We start from the raw sequence: 25,681 nt of genomic DNA on the forward strand, positions 1-25,681 counted from the left end.
TCATGCGTCGCGCGGTGACCGAGTGGAGTCCGCCTCCAGAAATGCCAGCAACTCAGCGAACCGGTCCTCCTGCGAGGTTCCCGAAGCCAGGTCGCTCAGTGCATACGCCGTGGTCTTCAAGCCGTCTCCGTGGTGGAACTCCGCACCCCACGCACCAAGCCTCACCGAGGTCACCTCATCCAGCCCCAGGCGTTGGGTCCCCCACGGATTGACCGCCACGACCCCGTCAGGACCCACCTGAAGCCGGACCCGGAGAATCGCCCACCAGAAGAACAACGCAGCACCGACGGCCAGCCCCGACCACAGCCCAGCCAAACGCGCGGTCTCCACCCCCGGAGAGCAAGCCCACTCCGCCCAGCCGACGAACGCCTTCACCCCTACGACCCCAGGGATCACGAAGCCGGCCACTCGAGCCGCCCCGCCCACCCGCCACACCGACACCGAGTCCCCACCCTGGTCACCCATGCCCGCATTGTGAGCCACTGAGGTGGACCAAAGACATAGGGGCACCCCGCCCGTACGCGGGGAGCACCCTTCCTGGGTCGGCTCGGATACGCATGGCATAGGGCCGTCCCCGCGCGAGCGGGGAGCAGAGCGGGCGTGGGAAGGCGCCCCACCTCCGAAACCGCCTGCCCAACGGTTTCAGTGAGTTTCCCAGCGGTGTGTGAACCGCCCCCACGATAGATTTCCGCCTGAGATCGAGGCATGAGGTGGGGCGATGCGGAACGCAACGGTGGGCGTGGACATCGGTGGCACGAAGTTGCTCATGCTGGCGGACGGGCCGGATCTTGAGACGCCGATCACGCGGCGCACGGCCACGGGGCTCTCGACCAGCCCTGGGGACATCGAGGAAGCCGTCCAGACTTTCCTTGCTGACCACTCCCTGAAGCCCGCGGCCCTGGGAATCGCCGTGCCGGGCCTCGTGGAGGACGGCCGGGTAAGGATCTCCGACGTCCTGCCCCAGCTCAGAGGCTGGCAGGGAATCCGTGAGAGCGTGCCCCAGTTGCTCGTCAACGACATTCGGGGCGCTCTCGCGCAGGAGGCAGCCGGTCTCCCCAACTCCTCATCCGCTGCGGTGATCGTCTGCGGGACCGCAGTGGGCTCGGCCTACTTGTGCGAGGGACGAGTCGTTCGCGGCTCGCGAGGATGGGCCGGCGAGGTCGGCAGCATGCCCATGCCGACACCGCAGGGGGTCAAGCGGCTCGACGACCTGGCCGGCGGCGCGGCGATCGTGCACGCACTGGGCCGACGTCCGGAGCAGATCCACGCCGCGCTCGCCACCGGCGACCCACAGGCCCAGCGCGTCGTGAACGCGGCCGGCGAGGCCTTCGGACTCGCCATCGCCTCGCTGGTCAACATCCTCAACCCGGACGTCGTACGCATCGCCGGCGGCACCCTTGGCTACAGGGGGTACTGGGACACCGCCATCGCGACTGCCCGCACCCACACCCTCCCTGAGCTGTGGGACGTCTGCACCATCGACCGAATCCAAGCCACGCATCTGGTCGTCGCCCGAGGCGCCATGCGTCTGGCCGTCGCGGCCGTCGATGGCCAGAAGTGGGTCCAGCAATACGTCTGAAGGCAAGACACCGGGGACATCGGATCCCTTCGCCACCGACCGGCATGGCTTCACCCTCATGCCGACCAGCCGCGACACCCGATCATCACGGGGGTGGGTACCCAAAGGCGCCCGCCCGTTCGCATTCCTGTCAGGAGAAGCAGCCGGGCGGGCTCCATGGACCCCGCGAGCGCGCTGTCGTGTAACCGGGCAGGACGCCGACGACCGCCCAGGTGGGGCGGTCGTGACGATTCATTTGACCAGTTCCCCGACCGGTAGTCGGCCGCTCGGGTCTTGGCGCGGCCCGCAGCAATCAGCTGAGCATGGTGGCGAGAGCCGGGCCGAGGGCTCCGCCCATGAGGTAGGCGAGCTGGAACAGTCCGATCCCGGTGGGGCGCTGCGCGGCCGGGACGGCGGAGGCAGCGGCCATGGACTGGGGGGCGTTGACGCTGGTCGCGATGAAGACGGCAAGGCCCATCGCGACGAACAGGACGACCGGAGTGTGGGCGAAGACGGCCGCGACCGCGGCGAGCGCCCCGACCGTGAGCAGAAGGGCTCGTACCGTGGTCTGGCTCAGCGGACGGACGCGCCGGCGAAGACCAGGGTGAGGACGGACCCGGCGATCATGGCGATCATCTGGCCGACCGCGACCGAGCTCGTCTGCCAGCCCGCCCGGTCGGTGATCACCTGAGGGATCCCGAACAGCAGCGTGAAGTAGAGCACGGACAGCACGACAGCGATCAGGACCGAGCTGCGGAAATCCCGGGAGCGCAGTGCGGTGGCCGGGACGTATCCGTCCGGGCGGCGCCGGATGTGCAGGGCCAGGAGAACGCCGGTGACGGCTGCCACGGCCAGTGCGGGCAGCGGGTTCGACGGGAGCAGGACGAGGCCGCTGGACAGGAGTGCGAGCAGCACGGCGCCACGGGCGTCGAAACGTCCGTCGGCGGGCGGAGCCTTGGTGGTGTGGCGGCTGACGGCGGGCACGGCCATCACGCTGCCCTTCTTGGGAACCGTCCAGTTCTCCATGCCTTTGCCCTCGCGGTGACGCTCTTCGGTGTTGTCCGGTGCGTCATCTCGACTTTCTGGGAGGCGCCGCCACTCCTCCGTGCCCCAGCGGTGTGCCCCCGTGGTGGCCGAGTTTCATCCCTGCCCCGGGATTCTGAGCGCTCGGTCCTGGTGGGTCACAGCTTGAGCCAGAGGCGGACTGCTGCGGTGACGGTGCCGTGGAAGGCACAGGCCCGTTTGTCGTAACGGGTTGCGACAGCACGGGAGTTCTCGAGGCGGTTGATGGTCCGCTAGACCTCGTTGCGGCGCCTGGTTCGGTCAGGGTCGAAGCCGGTGGGTCTTCCGCCCGTACTGCCTTTGCGCCGGAGGTTGGCGCGTTGGCCCTTCGGTTCCGGGATGGTGTGCTTGATGTCGCGTCGTCGCAGGTAGCGGCGGCTTCGGCGGGACGTGTATGCCTTGTCACCGCTGACGTGGTCGGGCCGGCTCCGGGGTCGTCCGCCCAGTGGGCGGGGAACCCGGATCCGGTCCAGGACCTCGATCATCTGCGGGGCGTCGCCCCACTGTCCGGGAGTGATCAGGAGAGCCATCGGGCGGCATCCGCCTTCCCCGGCGAGGTGGACATTGCAGTCAGGCCGCCCCGGGACCGTCCGAGTCCCTCGTCGGGGCGGTGGTGCCCGGGGCGTCGTCCTTTTTTCGGGACCGAGGTGTGGCCTTGCGGGTGCCGGCTGCGTGCTGGTGGGATCTGCAGCAGGTCGAGTCGACACCGATCATGCTCCAGTCGATCCGGCCGGCCACACCCGTAATCGTCCGGTTTCACGGTCGGTGAGAGCTGAGGCTCCCGCGCCGCTGGCACGGACTCGGGCGATCGGTTGCCACCTGGCAGGCCGGGGTGGGGCGTTGATCGGGCGCATCCGTGCTCGGGGGCCGGGGCCCGTTTATCTTCTGTCAATCTCCCATGGACTCGGGCGGTCGACTCTCTCCATGCATCTCGATCAGCCACGAATCGAATGGAGAATCCGTTGCGCAGACATGCGCTCACTCTGGCCCTGGCTGCCGCGAGTCTGACCGCGGCCCTGCCGACCGTGCCGGCCTACGCCGACGGCCCGGCCACGCCCACGCCGCGCGTCGCGGACGGTGGCGTCTACCGGACCGCCACTGCCACCGATGCCCAGCAGCGGGCCTTCTGGGCCCAGCACGACACCAAGGGCACCCTCCGCCCGTTCAAGGGCGAACGGCGGGACTGGAAGCCCAAGGCCGCTCGTCCGAAGGCCGAGGCGCTCGGCACCGGGCAGCTCGTGAAGGCGCCCGCGACCTCCCCCGCGGAGGCGGGGAAGAGCATGCTCACGCCCGGGTCCGCGGGTGACACCCGGCTGCGGGCCACGACCGGCCGCATCCGCATGTCCTGGCCGGACGAGAACAACCCCGGCTGGTGGTTCGTCAATGTGTGCACCGGCAATGTGATCACCAGCGACAGCAAGGACATGGTCGCCACCGCACGGCACTGCATCATCGACGACGGCAGGGGCGGGATCAATCCCAAGGCCGTGTACGAGTTCTCCCCCGGCTACTTCAAGGACGCCGACGGCGATCACGCCCCCTACGGGACGTGGACCTTCCGCAGCGTCGGTGTCGTCGGGAGTTTCGCGGCCGGCCGGCAGACGGACGACACCGCCTTCCTGGCGCTCAACACCCAGAACGGCACGCACGTCCAGGATGCCGTCGGCTCCTCCGGCTACCAGTTCAACGCCGGCTCCTTGCCGGCGCAGGTCGTGTTCGCGGGGATTCCCGCCAACAGCAACCAGTTCCACACGTGCGTGAAGCAGCCCTACTGGGGTCCGGACAACCCGCCGCAGATCCTGGGCGCCGGTGGCCCCTGCACCGGCGACAGCGACCTCTCCGGCGGCGCGAGCGGCGGCCCCCTCCTCAACGGAGACACCTTCGACAGCGGCCCGACCCAGATCGGCAACTTCTCCGGAAGCCTCGGCAACGACGCCGCCGCCGCAGCCTGGCGCGACGCCGCCCTCGCCGTCTTCGTCAACCTGCAGGGCGCCGATGGCCGGCCCGCGCACGACAAGGTCACGACCCTGACCAACGGGAACGGCAACCTCGCGGACCTCTTCGCCTACCGCACCGACAACGGCGCGGCCGTATACGGCTATCACGCGACCGGAACCGAGAACCAGCAGTGGCATCTGTGGGACAAGGGCGATGGCTACTTCCTCATCGAGAACCGCTACACCGAGCGCAGCGGGCTCACCGGAGCCGATGCCCGGGTCCTGGACTACAACTTCGCCAACGGTACGGCCTGGTCGCACCAGGTGAACGGCAGCGGGAGCGACAACCAGCTCTGGCGGTTCCGTGCCACCCCGAACCGCCCCGGCTGGTACAGCGTCCGTACCAAGCAGGGTGACCTGTGCCTGAGCGCCCCGACGGGTGAGGGCCAGCTGACGGTCTCCTCCTGTGCCACCGTGGACGGCCTCGACTCCATGCAGTGGAAGCTCCGGTAAGGGACCGGCCCTGAATCCGGGCCCTGAGCGCGACGGAGGACGGGGAGCGGATCCCCTTCCCGCCTCCGTCGCGGTCACTCGAACCCGAGGGGGCCCCGAAAGGGGGCCGTTGATCGGTTGTTGATCAGCCGTCCATGGGCGGCTGGCCTACTACGAGTCGGTATTCAGTCCACGGTCTTGGAGGACCATCGTGCTCAGGCGGACAGTTCGAGTGGTGGTGGGTGTGGCGGCGGCCTTGGTGCTCGGCGTCGCGGTCACGCCGGCCTACGGAGGCGATGCGGTGCAAGGAGCCCCCCGGTGACCCCCCAGGCCTGTGGTGCCAGTCCCAGCGGCTGTTTCTGACAGGCCGCGGTCGCCGGTTTCGAGAACCTGCAGGTGAGGGGAGGGACGGATGCCCGACATCGTGACGCGTCGGCTTCGGCTACGGCGGTTCAGTCGTGACGATGCGCCGGCCCTCGCCCGCTACCGCTCCGATCCCTGTGTCGCCCGCTACCAGACCTGGCGCTCGCCGATCGATCAGGCGGAGGCAGAGGCGATCGTCGCCGGATACCTCACGGAGAATCCCGACGGGCCCGGCTTCTTCCAGTACGCCATCGAGCAGAACCAGCGGCCCGGCCTGATCGGTGATCTCCATGTCGAGACCGAGACCGGCCGTCGCCAGGCAAAGGTGGGCATCACGCTGGCGCCGGACATGCGACACCGGGGCTACGCGACCGAGGCGATGGCCGCTGTCGCGGACCGCCTCTTCGCCACGGGCGTGAAACGGATCGCGGCCACCTGCGACGCCCGCAACACGGCGTCCGCGAAGCTCCTCCGCCGGGTGGGCTTCGAACCGTGGGGGCGAGAGAAGCAGTACCTGGAGCAGCGTGGCACCCACGCCGACGTCCTGCTGTTCACGATGTCGGGTGAGCAGCTGCGCCGCCCCTCATGAACCAGCCGGGAACCAGCCGGGAACCAGCCGGGTTCCAGCGGCGATCACCGAGCGCACTCACGCGCGCTCACAAAAGGAGGACAGGATGGACGGAGTCCGCCCGGGAGACCGCGTCGCGCCGATCGACGAGAGCGAGATCGGCGTCGACGCCGTGGACCCATCGAGTCGGCCGGATGAGCCGGGCGACTCGGAGGAGCTCGAGGCGTAGCCCTCGTCTCGTCTCGCTGTGCCCTCCCGTCGAAGACCGCCGCCTTCGACGGGAGGGACTCGCCGAGGCCAAGGGCCTCATGGCGCATCACACGGCAGCGTCACCTGCCGTTTGTCGTGCTCCTGCAGTTCGAAGGATGCTCCAGGCACGGGACGACCGCATGCTGACCGGCCGACAGGTTGATCTCGGCGAGGGGGCGCTCGCCCCGGCCGCCGCCGGGCGGTTCCGCGTGCGCGGGCCCGGTGAGGGCAGCGGAGAGCAGGCCGCCCAGGGCGAGTACGGGCAGGAGGCGGCCGAGGGCGGCCCGGCCGCACCTGCCGATGGTGTGCTTCATGGTTCCGCTCCGTTTCGTCGTGTGTCGTTGCGGGCTGTCCAAGGTTCGGCGCGGGTTGCCAGGAACGGCTCAACGTTCGATGAACGTCCCGGTACCGGTCGAGCGAAGCGAGCGATGGCGTGTTCGAGGCCAGGGGGAGGGTGGGCATGCAGGGGTTGACGGAGGCACAGGCACCATCGGGGCACCTGGCGGTGCGAATCCTCGGGCCGGTCGCTGCTCGGCTGGGCGGTCAGCGGATCGAGCTCGGACCGCCGCAGCAGCAGGCGGTGTTCGCGATGTTGGTGCTGCGGCGTGGCCACGTCGTCGGGGTCGGGCAGTTGGTGGAGGGGGTGTGGGGATCGGCTGCCGCACCGCGTAGTGCGTCCGCGGCCGTCCGCACGTACGTCTCGCAGTTGCGCGCGGCCCTGGAGCCGGACCGGCCCGTGCGGTCGGGAAGCCGGCTGATCGTCACCGCGGAGGGCGGCTATCGGTTCCCTGTGCCGGCGGTTGTCGTGGACGCCGAGGGCGGCTGTCGGTTACCGACGCCCGCGGTCGTCGTGGACGCCGAGGTGTTCGCGCACGAGACCGCGGACCGGGGCGGGACGGCCGAGGCCGTGTACGAGCGGCTGACGCGTGCGGTCGGGCGCTGGCAGGGTGTCCCCCTGGCCGGGGTGCCGGGGCCCTGGGCGGAGCGCCGCCGCGAACAGCTGACGGAGTCCCTCGCGACGGCACGCGAAGACCTGTACGCCACAGCCGTCGAGCTGGGACGATACGGGGAGGTGGTCACCGAACTGCGCTCGATGGTCTCGGAGTTCCCGCTGCGGGAACGCTCGCACGGGCTGCTGATGCTGGCTCTGCAGCGCACCGGGCGCCAGGTGGAGGCCGCTCGGGTGTTCGACGCCGCGTGCGAGGTGCTGGCGCGGGAACTGGGGACGCAGCCGTCGGCGGAGCTGAGGGACCTGCATCGTGGACTCCGTACGGGACGAAGAGGGCAGTTACTCGCGCGGCCCGGCGGCACCGGCGTCCGTCCGTTGACCTCGTCCCGCGCGGCCGCCACGGACGATCGCCGATCGGCAGCGCCGGCTGCGGGCGGCTCAGTAGTCCCGTACCTCCCCGCGCACCGATCGGCCGGTGCCTCGGGCCCCCGGCGGCAGCCGTCCACAGGGGCGTACCGGCGGCCCGGCGATTCTGCGGCCGTAGGCACCGTGCAGGACGCCGCGAGGAGGACTGCGGCACCGCTCCCCTCCGACATCGGGTACTTCACCGGGCGCAGCCGACTCGTCGGCGAGATAAGGGATCATCTGCTCCAGGCCCGCCCCGGGCTCAGCCGGGCGATGGCCATCGCGATCGTCACCGGTATCGGCGGCGTCGGGAAGACCGCGCTCGCCGTCCACGTGGCGCATGGCCTGCGCGCCGCCTTCCCCGACGGGCAGTTGTACGTCGGCCTGCGTGCCGGCGCCACTCCGGCGGACCCGGCCGGTGTGCTCGCCGATCTTCTCTCCGTGCTCGGCACCCCGCCCGACCGGCTGCCGCTGGACCTGGAGGAGCGGGCCGCGCTGCTGCGCACCCTGCTCGCCGACCGCCGCGTGCTGCTGGTCCTGGACGACGCCCGGGACGCCGCCCAGGTTCGCCCCCTCCTGCCCGGAACGGCCGGCTCTGCGGTACTCGTCACCACCCGGGCTCCTCATATCGCGGTTCCCGGCGCCCGTTCCTTCGCCGTGGACGTCTTCGCAGAAGCCGAGGCGGTGACGTTGCTCGGGACCCTCGCCGGCTCCGCACGCGTGGCCGCGGAGCCCGAAGCCGCCCGGGCCCTGGCCGACTCCTGCGGCCGTCTGCCGCTCGCCGTACGCATCGTCGGGGCCCGCCTCGCCGCCCTGCCGCGCCACAGCCTGCGCGCCTTCGGGGCGCGGCTGGCCGACACCCGCACACTGCTCGGCGAGCTGAGCCACGGCGACCACGCGGTCGAGTCCGCCTTCCACCTCGGCTACCGGGCCCTGACGCCCGATCAGGCCAGGACGTTTCGTCTCCTGTCGCTCCTCGACGCCCCCGACGTGCCGCTGCCCGTCGCGGCCGCTCTGCTCGGCATCGAGGAGAACGCGGCCGAGGACCTCGCGGAGGGCCTGGTCGACACCGGAATGCTGGAGTCCCCCGCTCCGGGTCGTTATCGCCTGCACGACCTGCTCCGGCTCTACGGCCGGCGCCGTGCCGAATCCGCCGAGCGTGCCGAGGACCGGGCGGCGGCGCTGCGCCGGGTCCTGGCCCTCCTCCACGGCAGCGCGGTGCGTGTGGCACGGACGGCTCTGCCCGACAACGTCCCCTCACCCCCCTGGCTCCACCCGGCGGGCCATCCGGGCATCGCCTTCGAAGGCACCGAGCAGGCCCGCGCCTGGTTCCGGGCGGAGCACGCCGTGCTGACCTCTACCGTGGAGCAATCGCTGGCGTCGGTCCCCGACGCCCTGCGGACGGCCGTGGAACTGCTGACGCTGATCGCGGTCTGCAGCCTGTTTCCGAGCCGTGGCCACTACGAGGACGCCTGTCGGCTCGCCGGATCGGCCGCTCGGCGGGCGGCGGAGGCCGGCGAACCCGAGTACCGAGCCCGGGCGCTGCACACGCGGGCCTGGCTGTCGTGTCTGGTGGGCGAGTACACGGCGGCGGAGACGGACCTGCGCGAGGCGCTCGACTGGGCGGAGGCGACCGGCAGTGCCCGGCGCCTTCACATGTCGGGGGTGCTGCTGGCGCTCGTCCTGCGCGCCACGGGACGCGTCGGTGAGTCGGAGGCCGCGATGGCGAGGGCCGAGTCTTTCGCGGGCGATCCGGACGACCCGGCGAGCCCTGCCGGCTTCGCCCGGTTCGTTGCCCGCCTGCACGTCGCCGTGGGCGCGGACCAGCCGCCTTCCGGGCTGCCTCTGATGACACCACTGATGCGCCGAGTGGACGCCCAGGGGACCTCGCTGGTCGAAGCACAGGGGGTGGTCCGCCTGGGGGCCGCGCTGAGCGGGCTGGCCACGTCGGACGACTGATCGAAGCCGGGAGCGGATGACGGTCCGGACCTGACGGCCATGGATGCGCGCGGTCGAGAACGCCGGAAGCAACCGGCTGACGGCTGTGTCCTTGCCCCAGCGGGCGGCACCGGCGAGGCGACCGGCTGCTACACCGTATTGAAGAGGATCTTGTGCTTACCGGAGAAGAAGGGGTCGGCCCGCGTGAGCTTCGCCTGGACGCCGGCACCCAGGTCGAGGTCGGCGCCGGACGTGATCCTGCCCAACACGGCGGGTTCCGCCAGGTGCACCATGCCCTCCTTCGGCTTGTCGTCCTCCGCGTCGGTGTTGATGATTGTGCCGCCGAAGACCTCGTTCACCCGGTCCTTGAGCACCGCGGCCTCCGCCAGGTCCACCGCGCGCCGGTCCGCCACTTTCCCCTTGCCCCGCGCCATGTCGCACGGCAGGCAGTACAGGGCGTCGAGCACCCAGTTCGGCGGGGCCTGGCCGGCGCACGCGGCCACGCACAGCTCACCGGCGTACCGGTCGATCAGGCGCCGCAGCGGGGCTGTGCAGTGGGCGTACGGGGCCGCGATCGCCGCGTGGACCGTGTGCTCCGGGATGTGGTGGTCGCGGAAAGTCGTGTACTCCGCCTTGAGCAACATGGCGGTGGCCTCGCTGAGGAAGGCCATGTGCTTCTGGTCAGCCGGATTGAGGGAGTTGACCAGTGCGGCGTACGACACGCGGGGCTTCCATTCGATGCCCAGGAGCTTTGCGATGTCGTGCACGCGCTGGACCACGTGCTGATCGGCCTGTTCCATCTGGGTCCGCAGGATCCCGGTACCGCTGTCCAGCATGATCCGGGCCGCAGCCATGCCGGTCATGAGGGAGATCTGCTCGTTCCAGCCCTCTACGGGCAGTGCCGCCACATAGCTCAGCCGGAACTGACCGCCCACCAGGGTGACCTCCTGGTCCGGCAGGTTCACCGAGATCCCGCCGCGCGCGGCCTCGACTGCTTCCCGCAGCTTGCCGATCTCGCGCAGCAGGGCGACGGACTCCTCGGCCGTGCCGGCCTCGATGTCCTGTTGGACCCCCGGGTAGTTGAGCTTGGCCCGGCTGCGGACCTTGGCCCGACTCACGGTCGAGTCGGTCACGTTGCCGTCGGCGTCGAGGTCGTGCTGCCACAGCAGGGCGGGAACGACCTGGTCCGGAAGCAGGCTGGCTGGTCCCTCGGAGATCGAGGGCGGGTACAGGGGCACCTTGAGGTCGGGGAAGTACAGCGTCTCGATCCGGTCGTGGGCCTCGGCGTCCAAGGGGCTACCGGGCTTGACGAAGGCGGCCACGTCGGCGATGGCGTAGTACACGCGGTACCCGCCGCCTGGCCGCCGCTCCAGGTACATGGCCTGGTCGAGGTCCTTCGAGGCCGGCGGGTCGATCGTGAACAACGGCAGGTGGGTGGCGTCCTTGTCGGGCAGCCGGAGCGCGGCTTTGGCGGCCTCCGCCGCTTCGAGCACGTGCGCGGGAAATTCCGTAGTGGCCTTCAGCTCTGCCCGGAGCTGCTGCAGTGCCTTGAGCAGGGCGTCCTGGGCCTCGCGGGACATGTTCATCTGGCGGCGTCGCATGAATCGAGCGTAGGGCGGCGACCACGGAGCGGCGCAGTGAGCGGGTCCGGGCGGGGGAAAGGGGCATCGATCCGAGGGAGCCGTCCTCTCGGACGCGGGAGCGACCTCGCCATCGACGGGTACACGCGCGGCGTACCGAAGACGCCGCACGCCCCGTCACACTGAGCTCCGTGCTTCGTCGGGTTTGATGCCCTCCGGGGGATCAGCGTTCTCGGTAGCGTGGTGATCTACCGCATGGAGTGACCATGCGCCCGGCTGGTCCGTACGCGGGCTTCCCGCGGAGAGTGAACGAGGCTGCAATGAGTGAACTGACGAAGCCAGAGATCGACCTTCCGGAGGGTGACGCTCCGACCGAGCTGACCATCCGCGACCTTGTCGTCGGGGAAGGTCTCGAGGCGAAGCCGGGCAGGGTCGTCCAGGTTCACTACGTCGGGGTCACCTTCGATTCCGGGAAGGAGTTCGACGCCTCCTGGGACCGGGGCCAGCCGTTCAAGTTCGCCGTGGGCGGTGGACGGGTCATCAAGGGCTGGGATCGCGGGATCAGGGGGATGAAGGTCGGCGGTCGGCGCGAGATCATCGTTCCCCCGCGCCTCGGCTACGGCAACCAGTCACCTTCGCCGTCGATCCCGGCGGGCTCGACGCTCGTCTTCGTGGTGGATCTGCTCTCCGTCTCGGTCTGAGGCCTGCTTCCGCCCTGCCTTCCCGTCGGGACCAAGACCGAACAGCCCCCGCTCGGTGACCGCGACACCGCTCGTGCCGTGTCCTACGCGGGTGTGCCGGGTCAGACGGGAAGGTGCACAGCGAGTTGCTCCCACTGCCGTACGGACGGGGCGTCGGGCGTTGCGGTCACCAGGTGGAGGCTGACGTGGTCGGCGCCCGCCTCGAAGTGCTCCTGGACGCGGTGGGCGATGTCCTCGGCGCGGCCGTGGGCCACCAGCGCGTCGACCAGCCGGCTGTCGAGCGCGTCCGGGTTCGCGTGTCCGAGTCCACGCAGCAGGTCGCGGCGATTCGGCAGGGCGGCCTCGGCTGTCGTGCGGGCCAGGTCGGCCGTGTCCGCGTGGTCGTGGCCCAGTACGCAGAGCTGTGTGACGGCCAACAGACCGTCGTCTCCGAGGACGGCCCTGGCTGCTCGGGTGTGCTCGACGGGCATGCCCAGCACGGTTGCTCCCCGGGCGCGTTCGGCGGCGAGGGCGAGCATGCCGGGGTCCAGGGCGGCCAGTACGCGGTTGCGTGAGGCGACTGTGTCGGGTGGCCCGAACGGGGCCTTGTCCAGCGCGTCGAGGTAGGCACGCATGGTGGCCAGGGCCGGGCCGCAGCGGTGGCCGCGGACGTCCTCGGCCAGGCTGGGGTGGCTCTCCCACAGGCCGAGCAGGAAGCGTCCGGGGGACGCCTCTTCCAGGGTGCGCTGCGCGGCGGCGGTCGTGACCGGATCGCGGGCGTAGATGTCGGTCATGCCGGAAGCCACGGTGATGTGCCGGGTGGCCGCCAGGAGGAACGCGGCCTGCGCCATGGCCTCCCGCCCTGTGGTCTCGGGGAACCACAGGGTTCCGAAGCCGAGGTCCTCCACCACGGCGGCAGCCTTCCGGACCTCAGGTGCGGAGAGCCGGTCGAAGTCCGCCGCCCAGATACCGACGCGCCCGAGGCCGTGCGTACGGTCGCTCATGCGTCCTGCCCCGCGGTGCGTGCGGGGTCGAGGAACGCGGCGATCTGGGACGCGCCGGTGCGCTCCAGCCACGTGCCGAAGTCCATCGTGTCGGGGTGGATCGCCCGGGTGGCGGGGATGTCCGCGCGGTAGCCGTATGTGTTGAGCCACTCGTTGGCGTAGGCGAAGTCTTCGCTCAGGGCCCGGATCGCGTCGATCGGGATCTGTACGTAGGGCAGCGGCGTGCCGAGTGCCTTCCCGATCGCCGCCGCGATCTGTACCGGCGTGAGTTCGTCCCCGGCCAGGGAGACGGCCCGGCCTATCCACTCCTTCGGCCGCGAGAACGCCAGAGCGGTGACGGCTCCGACATCGTCGACGGCCATGATCTGCTGGGGGATCTCCGGCGCGAGACCGGTGGACAGGTTCCCGTTCCGGAGCGCGTATCCGCCGGTGAAGTTCTCCATGAAGGACACGGGCCTGAGGATCGTCGCGGGCAGGCCGAGCTCGGCGACGTGCCGCTCGATCCGCCACTTGCTGACCAGATTCACCGGCAGCTTCTCCGTGAGGTGCCGGTCCGATTCGGCGACCGAGGTGAAGACGAAGTGGCCGATGCCCGCGGCGTGCGCGGCCTCGGCGACGTTCACTCCCCAGCGCACTTCGTCGTCGGCGGTGAAGTCCGGCGCGGTGCGGGGCGAGCCGACGGTGGGCTGGACGCTGAACAAGCCCCAGGCTCCCTCGCTCGCGGCCCTCAGGGAGTCGACGTCCTCCATCTGCGCCCGGATCACCTCGGCCCCGGCCTGCGCCAGCGCGTCGGCCTGCGGCCCGTTCGGGTTGCGTGTCAGTGCGCGTACGTGCCAGCCGTCGCGGAGCAGGTGATGTGTCACGGCCCTGCCCTGCAGGCCGGTCGCGCCTGCCACCACGACGGTCTTCCTTGCCAGATTCACGATCATCTCCGTCGCGTCCATGCGGAGGGGAGGCCACTCCACAAGTGGGGTGGCCCTCCGTTTCTCGTTCGCTACGATATGGAGGGCCACCCCGTTTATCAAGCGCCAGGAGTACCTGTGCCCAAGGACGCCACCCCCGCGCCCGGTCGGCCGATGCGGGCCGACGCCCGCCGCAACGCCGACAAGATCGTGGCCGCCGCCGGGGCCTTGATCGCCGAGCATGGCGCCGACGCCTCACTGGAAGAGGTCGCCCGGCGCGCCGGAGTCGGCTCGGCCACCCTGCATCGCCACTTCCCCACCCGGCAGGCGCTCCTGGAGGCGGTCTTCAAGGGCCGGGTGGAGGCGCTGTGCGCGAAGGCGGACGACCTCCTCGCCGAGCCCGATCCGGGCCTGGCGCTGTCGACCTGGCTTCACGCCGTCGGCGCACACGCCGTGACCAACCGGGGCCTGGGGGCTTCGCTGATGCGCGACACGGATACGACCCTCGGCGACACCTGCCACGCCATGATCACCGTTGCCGGCGACAACCTCCTCGCACGCGCCCAAGCGGCGGGCGCCGCGCGCGTCGACATCACGGCCACCCAGCTGTTGAAGATCGTCGGCGCCATCGCGCTGACCATCGAGCGGGACACCGACGGCCCGGCCGAGGTCGGCCTCCTGGTGTCGATCGCCATTGACGGTGTACGCACGCACAGCTGACGGCCGAGCCGGAGAAGGTCCACGACGAGGACGGCATCCTCTTCAGGCCGGGGCGCCGCCGCTGACAGGCCCGACGAGGTCGTCGCGTTCGGCCTGCTGCCACTTCAGCGTCGTGCACCGGGCGAACCTTGTTCCTCTCGCTCGCCGCACGCGGCAAGGACATCATGGGAACGGTGGTGCTCGGCGGCGACGGCCCCAAGCGGGACCGACACTTCTGACGCTCCAGGAACGGGACACGAGACGTTTCCCGGGTCTTCACGCGGAACACCTTCAAAGTTGACATGCTCACTCCTAGCCTGCCGGGTGCACCACTCCCGTAACCATCACCCTCACTCGGAGGTACCGTGTCCGGCGCGCCCAGGAAACGCCGCACCGCCCTTCTGTCCGCCCTCGGTCTCGCGGCCGCCTCGATCGGCCTGTGGGCCGGCATCGGCGGCACGTCGCAGGCCCAGGCGGCGGCGACCGTCCCCACCCCCGACCACGTGGTCGTCGTGGTCTTCGAGAACCACGCATACAGCCAGATCATCGGCAGCTCCAGCGCCCCGTACATCAACTCGCTGAAGACGGGTGGCGCCAACCTCACCCAGTCGTTCGGCGAGACCCACCCCAGCCAGCCCAACTACTTCGCGATGTTCTCGGGTTCCACCCAGGGCATCACGGACGACAGCTGCTACACGCCGGGCTTCTCGTCCGCGCCGAACCTGGCCTCCGAGCTGATCGCCGCGGGCAAGACCTGGAAGAGCTACAACGAGACGCTGCCCAGCCAGGGTTCGACCACGTGCAGCAGCGGCAAGTACGCGCGCAAGCACAACCCGTGGTTCGGCTTCTCGAACGTCCCGACCTCGTCGGCGTACACCATGGCGCAGTTCCCGACCGACTACACCACGCTGCCGCAGGTGTCCTTCGTGGTCCCGAACCTGTGCAGCGACATGCACGACTGTTCCGTCGGCACCGGTGACACCTGGCTGAAGAACAACCTGGGCGCCTACGCGACCTGGGCCAAGACCCACAACAGCCTCCTCGTCGTGACCTTCGACGAGGACAACCGGCTCGCCGGCAACAAGATCGCGACCGTCCTCTACGGCCAGCAGGTGGTCCCGGGCTCCACGTCCGCGACCACGTACAACCACTACAACCTGCTGCGCACGATCGAGGACATGTACGGCACCACGCACGCCGGCCAGGCCGCCAACGCGACCCCGATCACCGGCATCTGGACGCCCTGACGTGTACGTAGCGGACAGTCGCAGCAACCCCTCGACGGCCGCGACGGCCGCCGCCCGGGACCTCGGTCCCGGGCGGCGTGCCGCCGTCGCACCGACCGTACTCGCGCTCGGCACCGTCAGCCTCGTCACGGACGTCTCCTCGGAGATGGTCACAGCCGTACTCCCGCTGTACCTGGTCGCCGGACTCGGCCTCTCGCCGCTCGGCTTCGGCCTCCTCGACGGTGTGTACAACGGATTCAGCGCACTCGTCCGGCTCGTCGGCGGCCATCTCGCCGACCGCGGCGGCCACCACAAGACGGTGGCGGCGCTCGGCTACGGGCTATCCGCCCTGTGCAAGCCGCTGCTCCTGCTGGCGAGTTCGCTGCCGTTGATCGGCGCCGTACTGGCCGCCGACCGCACCGGCAAGGGCCTGCGGACCGCGCCGCGCGACGCGCTGATCTCGCTCGCGTCGCCGGATGAGTCTCGCGGCCGGGCCTTCGGCGTGCACCGCGCGATGGACACCGCCGGCGCCCTCATCGGCCCACTCGTCGCCTTTCTGATCCTTCGCCAGGCGGCGGACGGTTACGACGCCGTGTTCACGGTCAGCTTCTGCGTGGCCGCGGTCGGCGTGCTCGTCCTCCTGCTCTTCGTACCGTCGCGGCCGTCGATGCCCGAACCCCTCGCATCCCCGGTGCCCGCACCCGCACCGCGCGCCTCGCTCAAGGCCGCGCTCGGCCTGCTCCACATCCCCGATGTACGCCGACTCGCCTTGTGCGCACTGCTGTTGGGGCTCGCGACGGTCAGCGACTCCTTCGTCTATCTGCTGCTGCAGCGGCGGCTGGGCGTCACCGACCGCTGGTTCGCCCTGCTGCCGATCGGCACCGCCGCAGCCTTCCTGCTGCTCGCCGTCCCGCTCGGGCGGCTCGCCGACCGGGTCGGCCGCTGGCGGGTGTTCCTGGGCGGCCACGGCGCCCTGCTGCTCGTGTACGGGGCTCTGCTCAGCGGCTGGCAGAGCCCGGCGCTCCCCTATCTGGTCCTGGCGCTGCACGGCTGTTTCTACGCGGCCACCGACGGCGTCCTGATGGCCGCCGCGGCCGGCCGCATCCCGTCCGAACTCCGTTCGTCCGGACTCGCGTTGATCCAGACCGGGCAGGCGCTCGCCCGGTTCGGCTGCTCCATCGCCTTCGGCGCGGCCTGGACGGCGTGGGGCGACCGCTGGGCGATCGGCGCGGCGACGGCCGTGCTCGCGGTGTGCGCGGCGACGTCGTTCGCCCTGCGGCCCGCGGCCGACGACGACACCAACTCAGGCACGGCCACGCCCCCGCCGACCGCCACCGTTTCGGAGGAAGCACCCGTATGACCCCGCTGACCCTGCGCGGCAAACTGCTCGTCCTGCTCGCGGCGCTCGCCGTGCTCGGCGGTGTGGCCGCCGCGTCCCTGCTGCACGCGGCCGACCGGGCAGCCGAGAAGGACCGCCCGCAGGCGGGCGGCCCGGCGATCGGATCCGGGCGGGTCTCGCTCGCGGCCGGCGCGGAACGCCGGATCGTCTTCCGCAACATGGCCTGGGGTCCCCACCGCGACGAGCTGGTCACCGTACCCACCCGCTCCCCCGCCGGTCCGCGGACCGCGTCCGGCGTGAAGTGCCTCCGCTTCCACGCGGCCGGCGGCACCGGCATCTGCCTCCAGGCCGTGCGCGGGGCGGTGGACGACACCTACCAGGCGGTCGTCCTCGACTCGGCGCTCAAGGAGCGGGCCCACTACGCGCTGCCCGGCATCCCGACCCGTGCCCGGGTCTCGCCCTCCGGCCGGCTGGTGGCGTGGACGGTGTTCGTCGGCGGCGACTCGTACGCCAGCGCGAGCTTCTCCACCCGTACCGCCGTCCTGGACACCTCGACCGGCCGGCTCACCACGTCCCTGGAGGAGTTCCGGGTACTCAAGGACGGCAAGCAGTACCGCGCCGCCGACACCAACTTCTGGGGTGTCACCTTCTCCCGCGACGACCGGCACTTCTACGCGACCATGGCGACCGCCGGCCGGACCTACCTGGTGCGCGGCGACCTGGCGGCCCGTACCGTCAGCACCCTCCACCAGAACGTCGAGTGCCCTTCGCTGTCTCCCGACGAGACCAGGGTCGTCTACAAGAAGCGCGTCGCGGGCGCCCCCGCCGACGCGCCCTGGCACGAATACGCCCTGGACCTGGCCACCCTGCGGGAGACCGCGCTCGCCGAACCCCGCAGCGTCGACGACCAGGCCGTCTGGCTCGACGACCACACGGTCTCCTACTCCCTGCCGGGCGACTACGGCGCCGACCTCTACAGCATCCCGGCCGACGGCTCGGGTGCCCCGAAGCGCCTGATGACGGCGGCACTGGCACCGGCGTTCCTGGAGTGACGGGCCCGGGTGCTCGATGCGTTCCTCGACGGTTCACGCACGCCGCAGGGTGGCTTCCTTGCCCCACTCCGACCCGTCGAGGAACAGCGTGGCTCCCTTCAGCGTGAAATCGATCTGCGCCTCGGTGCGGCATCTCCGCTGGGGATCCTCGGTGATGACCTCGTGCATGACCACCTTCTCCGTCATGACAGCCATCAGGGTCAGCTCTCCCTGGCACGACGCCAAGGGCCAATGGATCGTGCCGACCACCTGGCCCTCCTTCCCCGTCCTCAGATTCACGATGATCAGCTCTTCGTCGTCACGGGTGGAGCCACGCCACGTCCCTGCCCAGTCCGCGGGGAGCCGGCCGCTGAGTGCCGGGGAGACAGGCGTCGCCGGTGGGGAAGTCTTCTCTTCGGGCGTCGTCGGTGTCTTCGATTCGGCAGGCCGGGCGGTGCCGTCTGAACGTGTTCCGCCGCCTGTCCCGGCCACAACCGAATCGCTTGTGCGCCCTCCCTCTGCCTTCACCCCGCCGACCACGGGAAACAACCAGGCCAATAACCCGACGACGATCCCCAGAGCCGTGACACCCAGGCTCGCGAACACCGTCCAAGAGGGTCTCGTTTCAGGCACTCGCGTCTCCCCCGCTCCATGCACTCCCGTGACCGGGTCAATGGTGGCCGATGCCCGGTTGCCTCGCCAGAGTCGTTCCTGACCGCCGTACGGTCCGTGCTCTGGGGACCATGCAGCCAAGGGGGAGGACACAGGCAGGCAGGAGATGCGCCGGCGGACAGCGTCGGCCGATCGTCATGACGCTGCAACCATCGCGCGTCGGGCCTAGGATCCTCTGCCATGCGAGCGTGGACGGTCCCGGCAGCCACTGGTGTCGCTCTCCTGGCCTGGGGCGAGTGGTTGAACTGGCGCTGGTCGAGAAGCCTGGTCCATGCCGACCGCCACGGTTCCAAGGCGGTGATCGTGCTCGGCTACCGCAACCCCTCCGAGTCGATCAACCTCATCAACCGGTGGCGCGTCCGAGCCGGGCTCCGCTCCGCCGGTACGGATGCCGGGGCCGACACCGTGGTCATCTTCAGCGGAGGACCGGTGGGCAATGAGATCGCCGAGGCACGGCTGATGGCCGACCACGCGCTGTCCGCTCTCCACTTCAAGGGCCGCGTTCTCGTCGAGGACCGGAGCAGGACCACCTGGGAGAACATCACCCACGTGGCCCCGCTGCTCGAGGACGCGCAGCGCATCGCGATCGTCTCCCAGCCGGCGCATGCGCTCAAGGCACGCGCGTACCTGCGCCGCCATCGGCCCGATCTCGCCGACAGACTCGTCCGGGCCGATGACTACCGTCTCGGGGAGTGGACGCTGCTCAAGCCGTTGCTGGCCGCGTACGGGCTCTGGACACTGCGCGGTCTCACCGCAGCCGAGCGGAAGCCGTGACTCCGGCCTCCTCGCCGTTTCCCGCGAGCGATCCGCGGCACCCGCCTCCCTGCGAGTCCGGCACACCGTCCACTACTACCGCCGCCGTGCGGCGCCGGTAGTAGTGGACGGTGACCGCGGCCAGGAGCGGACCCCAGAGGAGCAACGGCAAGTAGGCGACGTTGAGCAGCCAAGTGCCCCAGGCGGAGGCCGCCATCTCGCCGTGGAACGTCGTCCAGACGAAGAGAACGCCGTAGATCGTCGTCGCCAGGGCCCCGAGGCCGGCGGCCACGGTCGCCGCCAGGACCGGGACGCGTCGGCCTCGCAGGTACGGGATCCAGCGCGGCCACGTCTCGCCCCAGCTCTGCACGAGGCCGAGAGTGAGGAACGCGAACAGTTCGGAGACCAGACTGAGCCCGAAGAGGACGAGCGATCCCCAGCCGGGAGCGCCCATCGCCTCGTACTCGGACCGCGCCAGTCCCACCGGGATGCCCACGGCGATGGCGAGACGCCACAGCGCCGACGGCACGTTGGTCAGGGCGGCCCCCATCGCCGCGTGGCGCGCCCAGCGCGGGACGTCAGGCAGTGCATTCACTTTCAGCATGGCTCCACGGTGGCCGACAGGCACGCAGCCAGGCGTCCACCCTCGGTGCGGTCCGCCTCCGCCGTGCGGGGGAGGCCCATCGATACCGGGGCGTCACCCGTGACCGGGACGAGAGCTCTCGGGCGGCCAGGCAGACCACGGCGTGACCTTCTCGCGGTGTACCTACTACACCGGCAAGTTCCGTTCGGTACGACGGGTTCTCCGACACCGTCTCCTACGCCAACCGGCCGTCACAAAGGTCTTCGGTCTGTGGTCCGCGTGCATGCGGGACTACGGCTCTTCCTACGCCGCGTCCTTGGACGCCGACGCGGACACCGCTTGGCGGAGGTCTGGCACGAGGTCGAGGTCCACATCCACGACCAGTACCTCCGCGAGCACGCCGCTCGACTCGCGGCCGACCGGCGCACCCTGAACACTGCGATCCGCAACGCGGCTGCCGTCGGCAAGGGTTCATGACCCACCGGTGTCGAGCCGGTCAGGTGGAGGTGAAGGTGCGCACGTAGCGGCGCTGCCAGGGCGTCTCGACGGCGTGGCGGTGGTAGTGGCGGCGGACGTACGCCACAGCTTCGGCGGGCGGAACGCCGTCGAGCACGGCGAGACAGGCGAGGGCAGTGCCGGTACGACCCCGCCCGCCGCCGCAGGCGAACTCGACCCGCTCGCCGGCCGCCCTCCCCCAGGCCTCGGCGAGGACCGTACGGGCCTCGGCCCGATCAGCCGGCAGCCGGAAGTCGGGCCACCGCAGCCAGACCGACGGCCACGGGGTCTCGGGCGGCCGACGGCCGAGCAGATGGACGGCGAAGGTGGGGGCGAGGCCTTCGGGCAGGGGCCGTCTCAGGCCACGGCCACGCACCAGGCGCCCGGAAGGCGGCCGCAGCACGCCGGGGGCACTTGTGGGCCAGGGGTCGATCATCGCGCCACTGTACCGACGCGGATCGGCGGCGTACGGAAGTTGTGGGAGCCCTTATCGGGGGGAGGCGGGACCAGTTCCCCGGATAAGAGCTCGCACGCGGGCAACGGCGTCCCTACGCTCGGTCGGAGCGGGGCTGCGCGTCCCCGCCGGCTGCGGTGCCGTGGCAGAGCGGCCCATTGCGATCGCAGTGAGCGAGGCCCCGCTCACTGCGACTGACGGAGACGGGGCGGGCCTGCCCCCATCCGTCCGCGGGTTCGAATCCCGTCGGCACCGCAGCCGACTTGAACGAGGCTGTGCGCTGCCCGCCCCGGGCTCCCACCGAGCTGCACCTCCAGAGATGGCGGCCGATGCATGCGCACCGAGGTGTGCCGCGGACGAGCAGCCGGGGCGCCCTGATCAGCACAGCCCCGGTGGTCCGGGGGGGGCTGCGCCGGCAGAGGGTGAGGGCGGGGACCGTCTGGCGCCGCACGAACTCATGTGGACGCCGGCGACGCCCCGCTACCTGCCGACCGCCGACCGCCGATCACCGATCACCGATCAGGACGGCCGACCGCCGAACTGCCAGTCGTGCACCTCGATGTCGGCGTAGCGGTCAGCCGTCAGAACGGCCCGCGCCGCCTCCGGGTCCGGCGCCCGGAGCAACACCGCGGTGCCCACCCAAGTGGCGCCGTCGTCGGAGAGCAGCGGCCCATAGGCGATCAGCTCCTCCCGGTCTGCCGGCGGCTCGAGGTCGGCGGCCTGCCCCGACCCGAGACCGATCACCAGGTAACGGTTGCCGCCGTCCCGCCCGCCGGGGAAGTCCCACATGGTGCGCCCCAGCACGTTCCGCCACCGGCGCAACAACACGTCCCTGTAGACGCCGGCTTGGTAGTTCGGCTCGTCGAAGGCGAACGCACGGGCGGCGGCGGGATCGGGCAGATCCACGATGTGCACGCTGCCGGTGACCCTCTCGCCCTCGTCGTCGAAGGTCGGACCCCGGGCGATCATCTCCTTCGCGTACTGGTCCATGTACGACCAGTGCGCTTGCAACAGCTCGTCACGCAGCGGCAGCGACCCCGACCGGTCGCGGTGATAGGCAAGAAATTCCATGCTCCATGATCGCTTCACGAAGGCCGCCAGGTCGAGCGCATTCTCGGCGGCGGTCGGCGACGAAGAGCCCGTGCTGTCCGAACTCGTGGGCGTTCCGGTGCGGGAGAGCGGGCCACGCGCGCCGAGGGAGCTGTGCCGGCTGGAGCGAATGCCGGGCAGGAACGGCCAGTCGGCGCGCTGGAGGCATCAGCCGCGGTTGATCGTCTCGCAGGTGTTCGTGACGCGGTCCAGGGCGGCGAGGTCTGCTGTGACGGTGTCGTTGCTGCCCCCTTCGCATTCGACGCGGTCGAAGCCGCCGTTGCGACTGATGATGACGTCGTTGCCGGCGGCACCGCGGAAGGTGGCCCGGACGGGGCGGACGGGCCAGCCGTCGGGGTCCTCCAGGTGGTCGTCGGCCGTACCACCGACGAGGATGTCCTGGCCGGGGCCTCCGTTGAAGTTCACGGGGATGTTGAGATCCGCCCCGGCCGCGAGTCGGTCGTCCCCGTCGCCGCCGTCGGCGTAGATGCCGGTGATGCCGGCGATCGTGCCGCAGGTCGCCGTGCGCGGGCTGGTCTGGGTGCAGCCGGGACCCGCCGTGATTCCGGCCGGGTCCGACACACGCAGGACGGGGGCGTTCGCGATGTAGAAGGTCACCTGGTTGGCCGCACCCGCCTGCGGTTCGTACGTGACGATCCCACCGGAGCGGGTGACCGTACCGGTGGAACATGCCGCGGCGGGGGTTGCGGACATCAAGGGCAGGGCCAATGCGGCGGCCAGCGCGGGCACGATGACGCCACGGCGCCCACGGTTGGTACACAAGCGCATTCCGTACTCCAGTCCATATCGTCCGATGTGACTGAAATGCACTCTTGATGAGCTTTCAGGGGATGTCAAACACATGCAGTCCGATGTGATGACCTGTTCGGCGAACGAGGCGGCCGCGACCGCCAGTGCGGCCGGTCGACGGGCGTCACTCGTACGAGCGCGACCAGCGCCTGGGCGAGACCCGGCCGCCTCGGTCATGCGGTGGTGGCGGGAGTCCGCGGCGACGCGGTGCCAGGGCGCCCCCGCTGCGAGGCCTTCCCCTCACCGCACCGACCGTGCGCGGGGCGCCGGTGTCCGGCACTGGCGGCTTCCCCTTGTCGACCAGTGCGTGGCGTTCTTCGGTGTCTCTTCCGGCGTGCGCCGACGCGGGCTCTAACGCCGTGGGTGGTGGCGGTGGCTGAGCGCCGCCAATGCCAGGGTGGTCAGGACGAGGATGCCGGCCGTCTCGACCGCGATGGTCGGGCGGATCAGGTCCGCGTCCGACGATTCCTCGAAGCCGAACAGGCCCGTGGTGAGGCTCAGGAAGAGCGCGCCGAGGGTGCCCGCCGTGAACAGTGCGGTGGCGGTGGCGACCGGGCCGAGCCAGCGGTACGGGGTGAGGAGCAGGGCCACGGCGAGGAGGCAGGCGAGGACGCCGTTCAGCAGGAACAGGCTGCCGATGGTGGCCAGGTCGCGGTATCCGTCGGCCCACAGGGAGAGGTGGATGGCGCCCATCGCCGCCGTCAGGCCCGCTGCGGCCAGCCGCAGGACGAGCACGGCGGTGCGGCGGGTCCGGTCAGTAACCATTGCCGGGAGAGGTAGGAGTGCTGGGTGTGGTCGGAGTGGTGCCGGGCTGGTTGACGGGAGCGCCGGCCACCGTGATCTCGGTCTTCATGCCCAGGTCCTTGTGTCCGTCGACCGGGCAGTAGACCTCGTACTTCCCGCCCTTCAACGTCACTGTGAGAGTGGTGGTCCCTCCCGGGGCGACGGTGCTGGAGCGGTTCTCGCCGCTCGGTCCCTCGACCTCCAGGGCGTGGTCGTGATGCCCGGTGTTCGTCGCGACGAAAGCGTACGTACCGGGTGTGAAGGTCCGCTGGGAGAGCGTGATCCTGAAGTCGGCCAGGTCCGCGGTCACCCGGGTCGCGCCCGCGGGTGCTGTGCTCTTCTGGGCGGGGGGCGGTGTGGTCGTACCACTGCTCGAACCGCCGCCGTTGCCGCCCCCGCAGGCGGCGAGGAGCCCGGCCAGAGCGGCGGCCGACAGGGCTAGCAGTGCGCGGTTGCGTGGTTCCGTCATCGTTCGGTCCTCCGAGTCGGTCCTGCGGATCGGCTCTCCGGTTCGGCTCCGGTTCGGTCCTTCGGTTCGGCTCCGGTTCGGCTTCGACCCCCACAGGGTGTACGGAACCGGGCCGCGCGGGGATTGCGGGTCCGGGCGGACAATGGGCTCGGACGATCCCTTCGGGGACGTCAGACGTATCCACGGGTGTGGGACGCATGGGCCTTCCGCTGGAGCGGGTTTCCGACGAGGCACTGCTCTCCGGTCTCGCCACGGGCGATCCGGAGATCGCGGTGGCGTTCGTGCGCCGCTTCCAGCGCCCGGTCTACGGGGTGGCCGTCGCCGTGGTGGGCGATCCGCAGCTCGCGGAGGACGTGGCCCAGCAGACCTTCGAGCGGGCGTGGCGGCACGCCCAGGTGTACGACGGCCGGCGCGGCTCCGTACGGACCTGGCTGACGGCCATCGCGCACAACCTGGCGATCGACGCGGTACGGGCGCGGCGCGCGACCCCGGTGGCCCCGGACGACCTGGAGACCCTCGTCGGGATCGTGACGCAGACGCCGGAGCGGCACGCGCTCGCCGACGACGCGGCCGAGCGGGTCCGGCGGGCGATGGGGGCGCTGCCCCGGGCGCAGGCGCGGGCGCTGGTGATGGCCGGGATCTACGGGATGACTGCGCGCGAGGTCGCCGGCTTCGAGAGCGTGCCCCTGGGCACGGCGAAGACCCGGATCCGGGCGGCGATGATCAAGATGCGGGCGCTCCTGGAGAGCGAGGAGACACGGTGAGCGGCATCGACTGCGAGCGGCTGCGTGAGCAGGGCGCCGAGCTGGCGCTCGGGATCCTTCCCGCGCGCCCGCGGGCCGAGGCGGTGGCCCACCTGGACCGCTGCCCGGAATGCCGGGCGTACGTGGAGCGGCTCACGGCGGTCGGCGACGGGCTGCTCGGGCTGCTGCCGGGGGCGGAGCCGCCGGTGGGTTTCGAGAGCCGGGTGGTACGGGCGATAGCCCCTCCGTCGACGATCGCCCCCACCTCCGCGTCCGCTCCCCCGGCCGCTGCGGCGGCCCGGCGTCGGATACGGGGGCGCCGTCTGCGGATCGCGGCGGCGGGCATGGCCGCGGCCCTGGCCTTCGGGTTCGGCGGCTGGGCGGTCGGCACCGTGGTGGAGGGCGCGCCCCGTGTGGTGGCCCCGGCGCCGCACGTCCTGGAGGCGGCGCTGGTCTCCCCGGACCCGGCCGGGAACGGCCGCGAGGTGGGCCGGATCTACGCGCACCCGGGGGACGCTGCGGGCGGGAACGGCTGGGTGTACATGTCGGTCGACCTCGGTGGGTCGGTCGACCTCGGCGGCGGACGGGCGGCGGACGGTCCGGTGCGGTGCCTCCTGGTGCGGGCCGACGGCTCCGCCGTATCGCTGGGCACGTTCCCCGTCCGCGCAGGGTACGGCTACTGGGGTGCCCCGGCCCCCGTCGACCCCGGCACCCTGAGCGGCGCCCGCCTGGTGGCCGCGGACGGCACGGTCCTGGCGACGGCCCACTTCGCAGGAGCCCGGGAGACGGAGACCGGGAGCGGGGCGGTGGCAGGGCCGGCCCCTGCCCGGTGAACCGCGCCGAAGCAG

The 25,681-nt window shown here is 71.0% G+C and carries 28 protein-coding genes, 1 tRNA gene and 1 pseudogene; 15 read left to right on the forward strand and 15 right to left on the reverse strand.

The window, feature by feature from the left end; genetic code table 11:
* On the reverse strand, nucleotides 1-465 hold the full coding sequence (locus ACN9M0_RS00645; protein WP_426402866.1) for a hypothetical protein: 465 nt from the start codon (nucleotides 463-465) through the stop codon (nucleotides 1-3).
* Nucleotides 466-718: 253 nt separating this feature from the next.
* Here ACN9M0_RS00645 and ACN9M0_RS00650 point away from each other — a divergent pair, with 253 nt between their 5' ends.
* Complete coding sequence (locus tag ACN9M0_RS00650; protein ID WP_426402867.1) at nucleotides 719-1,579, forward strand: ROK family protein; 861 nt, start codon at nucleotides 719-721, stop codon at nucleotides 1,577-1,579.
* 292 nt (nucleotides 1,580-1,871) lie between these two features.
* On the opposite strand, the gene ACN9M0_RS00655 is transcribed toward ACN9M0_RS00650, so the two are convergent.
* From ACN9M0_RS00655 to ACN9M0_RS00665, 3 genes and pseudogenes are all read right to left on the reverse strand, one after another.
* Nucleotides 1,872-2,036: a hypothetical protein gene (locus tag ACN9M0_RS00655; RefSeq protein ID WP_426402868.1), complete on the reverse strand. Its 165-nt coding sequence runs from the start codon at nucleotides 2,034-2,036 to the stop codon at nucleotides 1,872-1,874.
* Nucleotides 2,037-2,131: 95 nt separating this feature from the next.
* Nucleotides 2,132-2,584 carry a hypothetical protein gene (locus ACN9M0_RS00660; RefSeq protein WP_426402869.1) on the reverse strand — a complete coding sequence of 151 codons (453 nt, stop codon included), beginning with the start codon at nucleotides 2,582-2,584 and terminating at the stop codon, nucleotides 2,132-2,134.
* A gap of 155 nt (nucleotides 2,585-2,739) precedes the next feature.
* Nucleotides 2,740-3,358, reverse strand: a pseudogene (locus ACN9M0_RS00665) (IS5 family transposase); the annotation flags it as partial.
* A gap of 224 nt (nucleotides 3,359-3,582) precedes the next feature.
* Here ACN9M0_RS00665 and ACN9M0_RS00670 point away from each other — a divergent pair.
* The 3 genes from ACN9M0_RS00670 (at nucleotide 3,583) to ACN9M0_RS00680 (ending at nucleotide 6,209) form a co-directional block, all read left to right on the forward strand.
* Nucleotides 3,583-5,070, forward strand: a complete 1,488-nt coding sequence (locus ACN9M0_RS00670; protein ID WP_366041528.1) for an RICIN domain-containing protein — start codon at nucleotides 3,583-3,585, stop codon at nucleotides 5,068-5,070.
* Nucleotides 5,071-5,461: 391 nt separating this feature from the next.
* The gene (locus ACN9M0_RS00675; protein WP_366041529.1) at nucleotides 5,462-6,001 is read left to right on the forward strand and encodes a GNAT family N-acetyltransferase; all 540 of its coding nucleotides are present in this window, start codon (nucleotides 5,462-5,464) and stop codon (nucleotides 5,999-6,001) included.
* Between the two features lie 85 nt (nucleotides 6,002-6,086).
* Nucleotides 6,087-6,209, forward strand: a complete 123-nt coding sequence (locus ACN9M0_RS00680) for a hypothetical protein (RefSeq protein WP_426402870.1) — start codon at nucleotides 6,087-6,089, stop codon at nucleotides 6,207-6,209.
* Nucleotides 6,210-6,309: 100 nt separating this feature from the next.
* Here ACN9M0_RS00680 and ACN9M0_RS00685 read toward each other — a convergent pair whose 3' ends face one another.
* Nucleotides 6,310-6,543, reverse strand: a complete 234-nt coding sequence (locus tag ACN9M0_RS00685) for a hypothetical protein (protein ID WP_426402871.1) — start codon at nucleotides 6,541-6,543, stop codon at nucleotides 6,310-6,312.
* A 146-nt stretch (nucleotides 6,544-6,689) separates the two neighbouring features.
* On the opposite strand from ACN9M0_RS00685, the gene ACN9M0_RS00690 reads away from it, so the two are divergent.
* Nucleotides 6,690-9,542 (forward strand): AfsR/SARP family transcriptional regulator, encoded by a 2,853-nt coding sequence (locus tag ACN9M0_RS00690; protein ID WP_426402872.1) that lies wholly within the window; start codon nucleotides 6,690-6,692, stop codon nucleotides 9,540-9,542.
* A 128-nt stretch (nucleotides 9,543-9,670) separates the two neighbouring features.
* Here the strand turns inward: ACN9M0_RS00690 and ACN9M0_RS00695 are convergent, their stop codons facing one another.
* On the reverse strand, nucleotides 9,671-11,122 hold the full coding sequence (locus ACN9M0_RS00695; protein WP_366041533.1) for an RNB domain-containing ribonuclease: 1,452 nt from the start codon (nucleotides 11,120-11,122) through the stop codon (nucleotides 9,671-9,673).
* A gap of 299 nt (nucleotides 11,123-11,421) precedes the next feature.
* On the opposite strand from ACN9M0_RS00695, the gene ACN9M0_RS00700 reads away from it, so the two are divergent.
* Nucleotides 11,422-11,802, forward strand: a complete 381-nt coding sequence (locus ACN9M0_RS00700) for an FKBP-type peptidyl-prolyl cis-trans isomerase (protein WP_366041534.1) — start codon at nucleotides 11,422-11,424, stop codon at nucleotides 11,800-11,802.
* A gap of 101 nt (nucleotides 11,803-11,903) precedes the next feature.
* Here the strand turns inward: ACN9M0_RS00700 and ACN9M0_RS00705 are convergent, their stop codons facing one another.
* Nucleotides 11,904-12,785, reverse strand: coding sequence for a TIGR03620 family F420-dependent LLM class oxidoreductase (locus tag ACN9M0_RS00705; RefSeq protein ID WP_426402873.1), 882 nt, complete (start codon nucleotides 12,783-12,785; stop codon nucleotides 11,904-11,906).
* Nucleotides 12,782-13,708, reverse strand: coding sequence for an NmrA/HSCARG family protein (locus ACN9M0_RS00710; RefSeq protein WP_426402874.1), 927 nt, complete (start codon nucleotides 13,706-13,708; stop codon nucleotides 12,782-12,784). The genes ACN9M0_RS00705 and ACN9M0_RS00710 overlap by 4 nt, the downstream gene beginning before the upstream one ends.
* Nucleotides 13,709-13,825: 117 nt before the next feature.
* On the opposite strand from ACN9M0_RS00710, the gene ACN9M0_RS00715 reads away from it, so the two are divergent.
* The 4 genes from ACN9M0_RS00715 (at nucleotide 13,826) to ACN9M0_RS00730 (ending at nucleotide 18,003) form a co-directional block, all read left to right on the forward strand.
* Nucleotides 13,826-14,407, forward strand: a complete 582-nt coding sequence (locus ACN9M0_RS00715; RefSeq protein WP_426402875.1) for a TetR/AcrR family transcriptional regulator — start codon at nucleotides 13,826-13,828, stop codon at nucleotides 14,405-14,407.
* 344 nt (nucleotides 14,408-14,751) lie between these two features.
* Nucleotides 14,752-15,633, forward strand: a complete 882-nt coding sequence (locus tag ACN9M0_RS00720) for an alkaline phosphatase family protein (protein ID WP_366041538.1) — start codon at nucleotides 14,752-14,754, stop codon at nucleotides 15,631-15,633.
* 1 nt (nucleotide 15,634) lies between these two features.
* Entirely contained in the window at nucleotides 15,635-16,972 is a 1,338-nt protein-coding gene (locus tag ACN9M0_RS00725; protein WP_426402876.1) for an MFS transporter, read from the forward strand.
* 5 nt (nucleotides 16,973-16,977) lie between these two features.
* Entirely contained in the window at nucleotides 16,978-18,003 is a 1,026-nt protein-coding gene (locus ACN9M0_RS00730; RefSeq protein WP_426405263.1) for a TolB-like translocation protein, read from the forward strand.
* A gap of 33 nt (nucleotides 18,004-18,036) precedes the next feature.
* Here the strand turns inward: ACN9M0_RS00730 and ACN9M0_RS00735 are convergent, their stop codons facing one another.
* Nucleotides 18,037-18,588, reverse strand: coding sequence for a hypothetical protein (locus ACN9M0_RS00735; protein WP_426402877.1), 552 nt, complete (start codon nucleotides 18,586-18,588; stop codon nucleotides 18,037-18,039).
* Between the two features lie 246 nt (nucleotides 18,589-18,834).
* Here ACN9M0_RS00735 and ACN9M0_RS00740 point away from each other — a divergent pair, with 246 nt between their 5' ends.
* The gene (locus ACN9M0_RS00740) at nucleotides 18,835-19,428 is read left to right on the forward strand and encodes a YdcF family protein (RefSeq protein WP_426402878.1); all 594 of its coding nucleotides are present in this window, start codon (nucleotides 18,835-18,837) and stop codon (nucleotides 19,426-19,428) included.
* On the opposite strand, the gene ACN9M0_RS00745 is transcribed toward ACN9M0_RS00740, so the two are convergent.
* A complete protein-coding gene (locus ACN9M0_RS00745; protein WP_426402879.1) occupies nucleotides 19,403-20,011 on the reverse strand; it encodes a hypothetical protein in 609 nt (202 codons plus the stop codon). The genes ACN9M0_RS00740 and ACN9M0_RS00745 overlap by 26 nt on opposite strands.
* Before the next feature lie 318 nt (nucleotides 20,012-20,329).
* On the opposite strand from ACN9M0_RS00745, the gene ACN9M0_RS00750 reads away from it, so the two are divergent.
* The gene (locus tag ACN9M0_RS00750; RefSeq protein WP_426402880.1) at nucleotides 20,330-20,467 is read left to right on the forward strand and encodes a hypothetical protein; all 138 of its coding nucleotides are present in this window, start codon (nucleotides 20,330-20,332) and stop codon (nucleotides 20,465-20,467) included.
* A 19-nt stretch (nucleotides 20,468-20,486) separates the two neighbouring features.
* Here ACN9M0_RS00750 and ACN9M0_RS00755 read toward each other — a convergent pair whose 3' ends face one another.
* Complete coding sequence (locus tag ACN9M0_RS00755; RefSeq protein WP_426402881.1) at nucleotides 20,487-20,921, reverse strand: protein-tyrosine phosphatase family protein; 435 nt, start codon at nucleotides 20,919-20,921, stop codon at nucleotides 20,487-20,489.
* A gap of 154 nt (nucleotides 20,922-21,075) precedes the next feature.
* On the opposite strand from ACN9M0_RS00755, the gene ACN9M0_RS00760 reads away from it, so the two are divergent.
* Nucleotides 21,076-21,194: transfer RNA gene (locus ACN9M0_RS00760), tRNA-Arg, on the forward strand.
* Between the two features lie 264 nt (nucleotides 21,195-21,458).
* Here the strand turns inward: ACN9M0_RS00760 and ACN9M0_RS00765 are convergent.
* The 4 genes from ACN9M0_RS00765 to ACN9M0_RS00780 form a co-directional block, all read right to left on the reverse strand.
* Nucleotides 21,459-22,010, reverse strand: coding sequence for a YciI family protein (locus tag ACN9M0_RS00765; RefSeq protein WP_366041544.1), 552 nt, complete (start codon nucleotides 22,008-22,010; stop codon nucleotides 21,459-21,461).
* A gap of 186 nt (nucleotides 22,011-22,196) precedes the next feature.
* On the reverse strand, nucleotides 22,197-22,742 hold the full coding sequence (locus tag ACN9M0_RS00770) for a hypothetical protein (RefSeq protein WP_366041545.1): 546 nt from the start codon (nucleotides 22,740-22,742) through the stop codon (nucleotides 22,197-22,199).
* 447 nt (nucleotides 22,743-23,189) lie between these two features.
* The gene (locus ACN9M0_RS00775; protein ID WP_426402882.1) at nucleotides 23,190-23,603 is read right to left on the reverse strand and encodes a hypothetical protein; all 414 of its coding nucleotides are present in this window, start codon (nucleotides 23,601-23,603) and stop codon (nucleotides 23,190-23,192) included.
* On the reverse strand, nucleotides 23,593-24,090 hold the full coding sequence (locus ACN9M0_RS00780) for a plastocyanin/azurin family copper-binding protein (protein ID WP_366041547.1): 498 nt from the start codon (nucleotides 24,088-24,090) through the stop codon (nucleotides 23,593-23,595). The genes ACN9M0_RS00775 and ACN9M0_RS00780 overlap by 11 nt, the downstream gene beginning before the upstream one ends.
* Nucleotides 24,091-24,287: 197 nt before the next feature.
* Between ACN9M0_RS00780 and ACN9M0_RS00785 the strand changes: the two genes are divergently transcribed.
* Nucleotides 24,288-24,854 (forward strand): RNA polymerase sigma factor, encoded by a 567-nt coding sequence (locus tag ACN9M0_RS00785; protein ID WP_366041548.1) that lies wholly within the window; start codon nucleotides 24,288-24,290, stop codon nucleotides 24,852-24,854.
* Entirely contained in the window at nucleotides 24,851-25,666 is an 816-nt protein-coding gene (locus ACN9M0_RS00790; RefSeq protein ID WP_426402883.1) for a hypothetical protein, read from the forward strand. The genes ACN9M0_RS00785 and ACN9M0_RS00790 overlap by 4 nt, the downstream gene beginning before the upstream one ends.
* Nucleotides 25,667-25,681 lie beyond the last annotated feature (15 nt).

The sequence above is a fragment of the Streptomyces sp. R-07 genome (assembly GCF_049913175.1).
Taxonomy (GTDB): domain Bacteria; phylum Actinomycetota; class Actinomycetes; order Streptomycetales; family Streptomycetaceae; genus Streptomyces.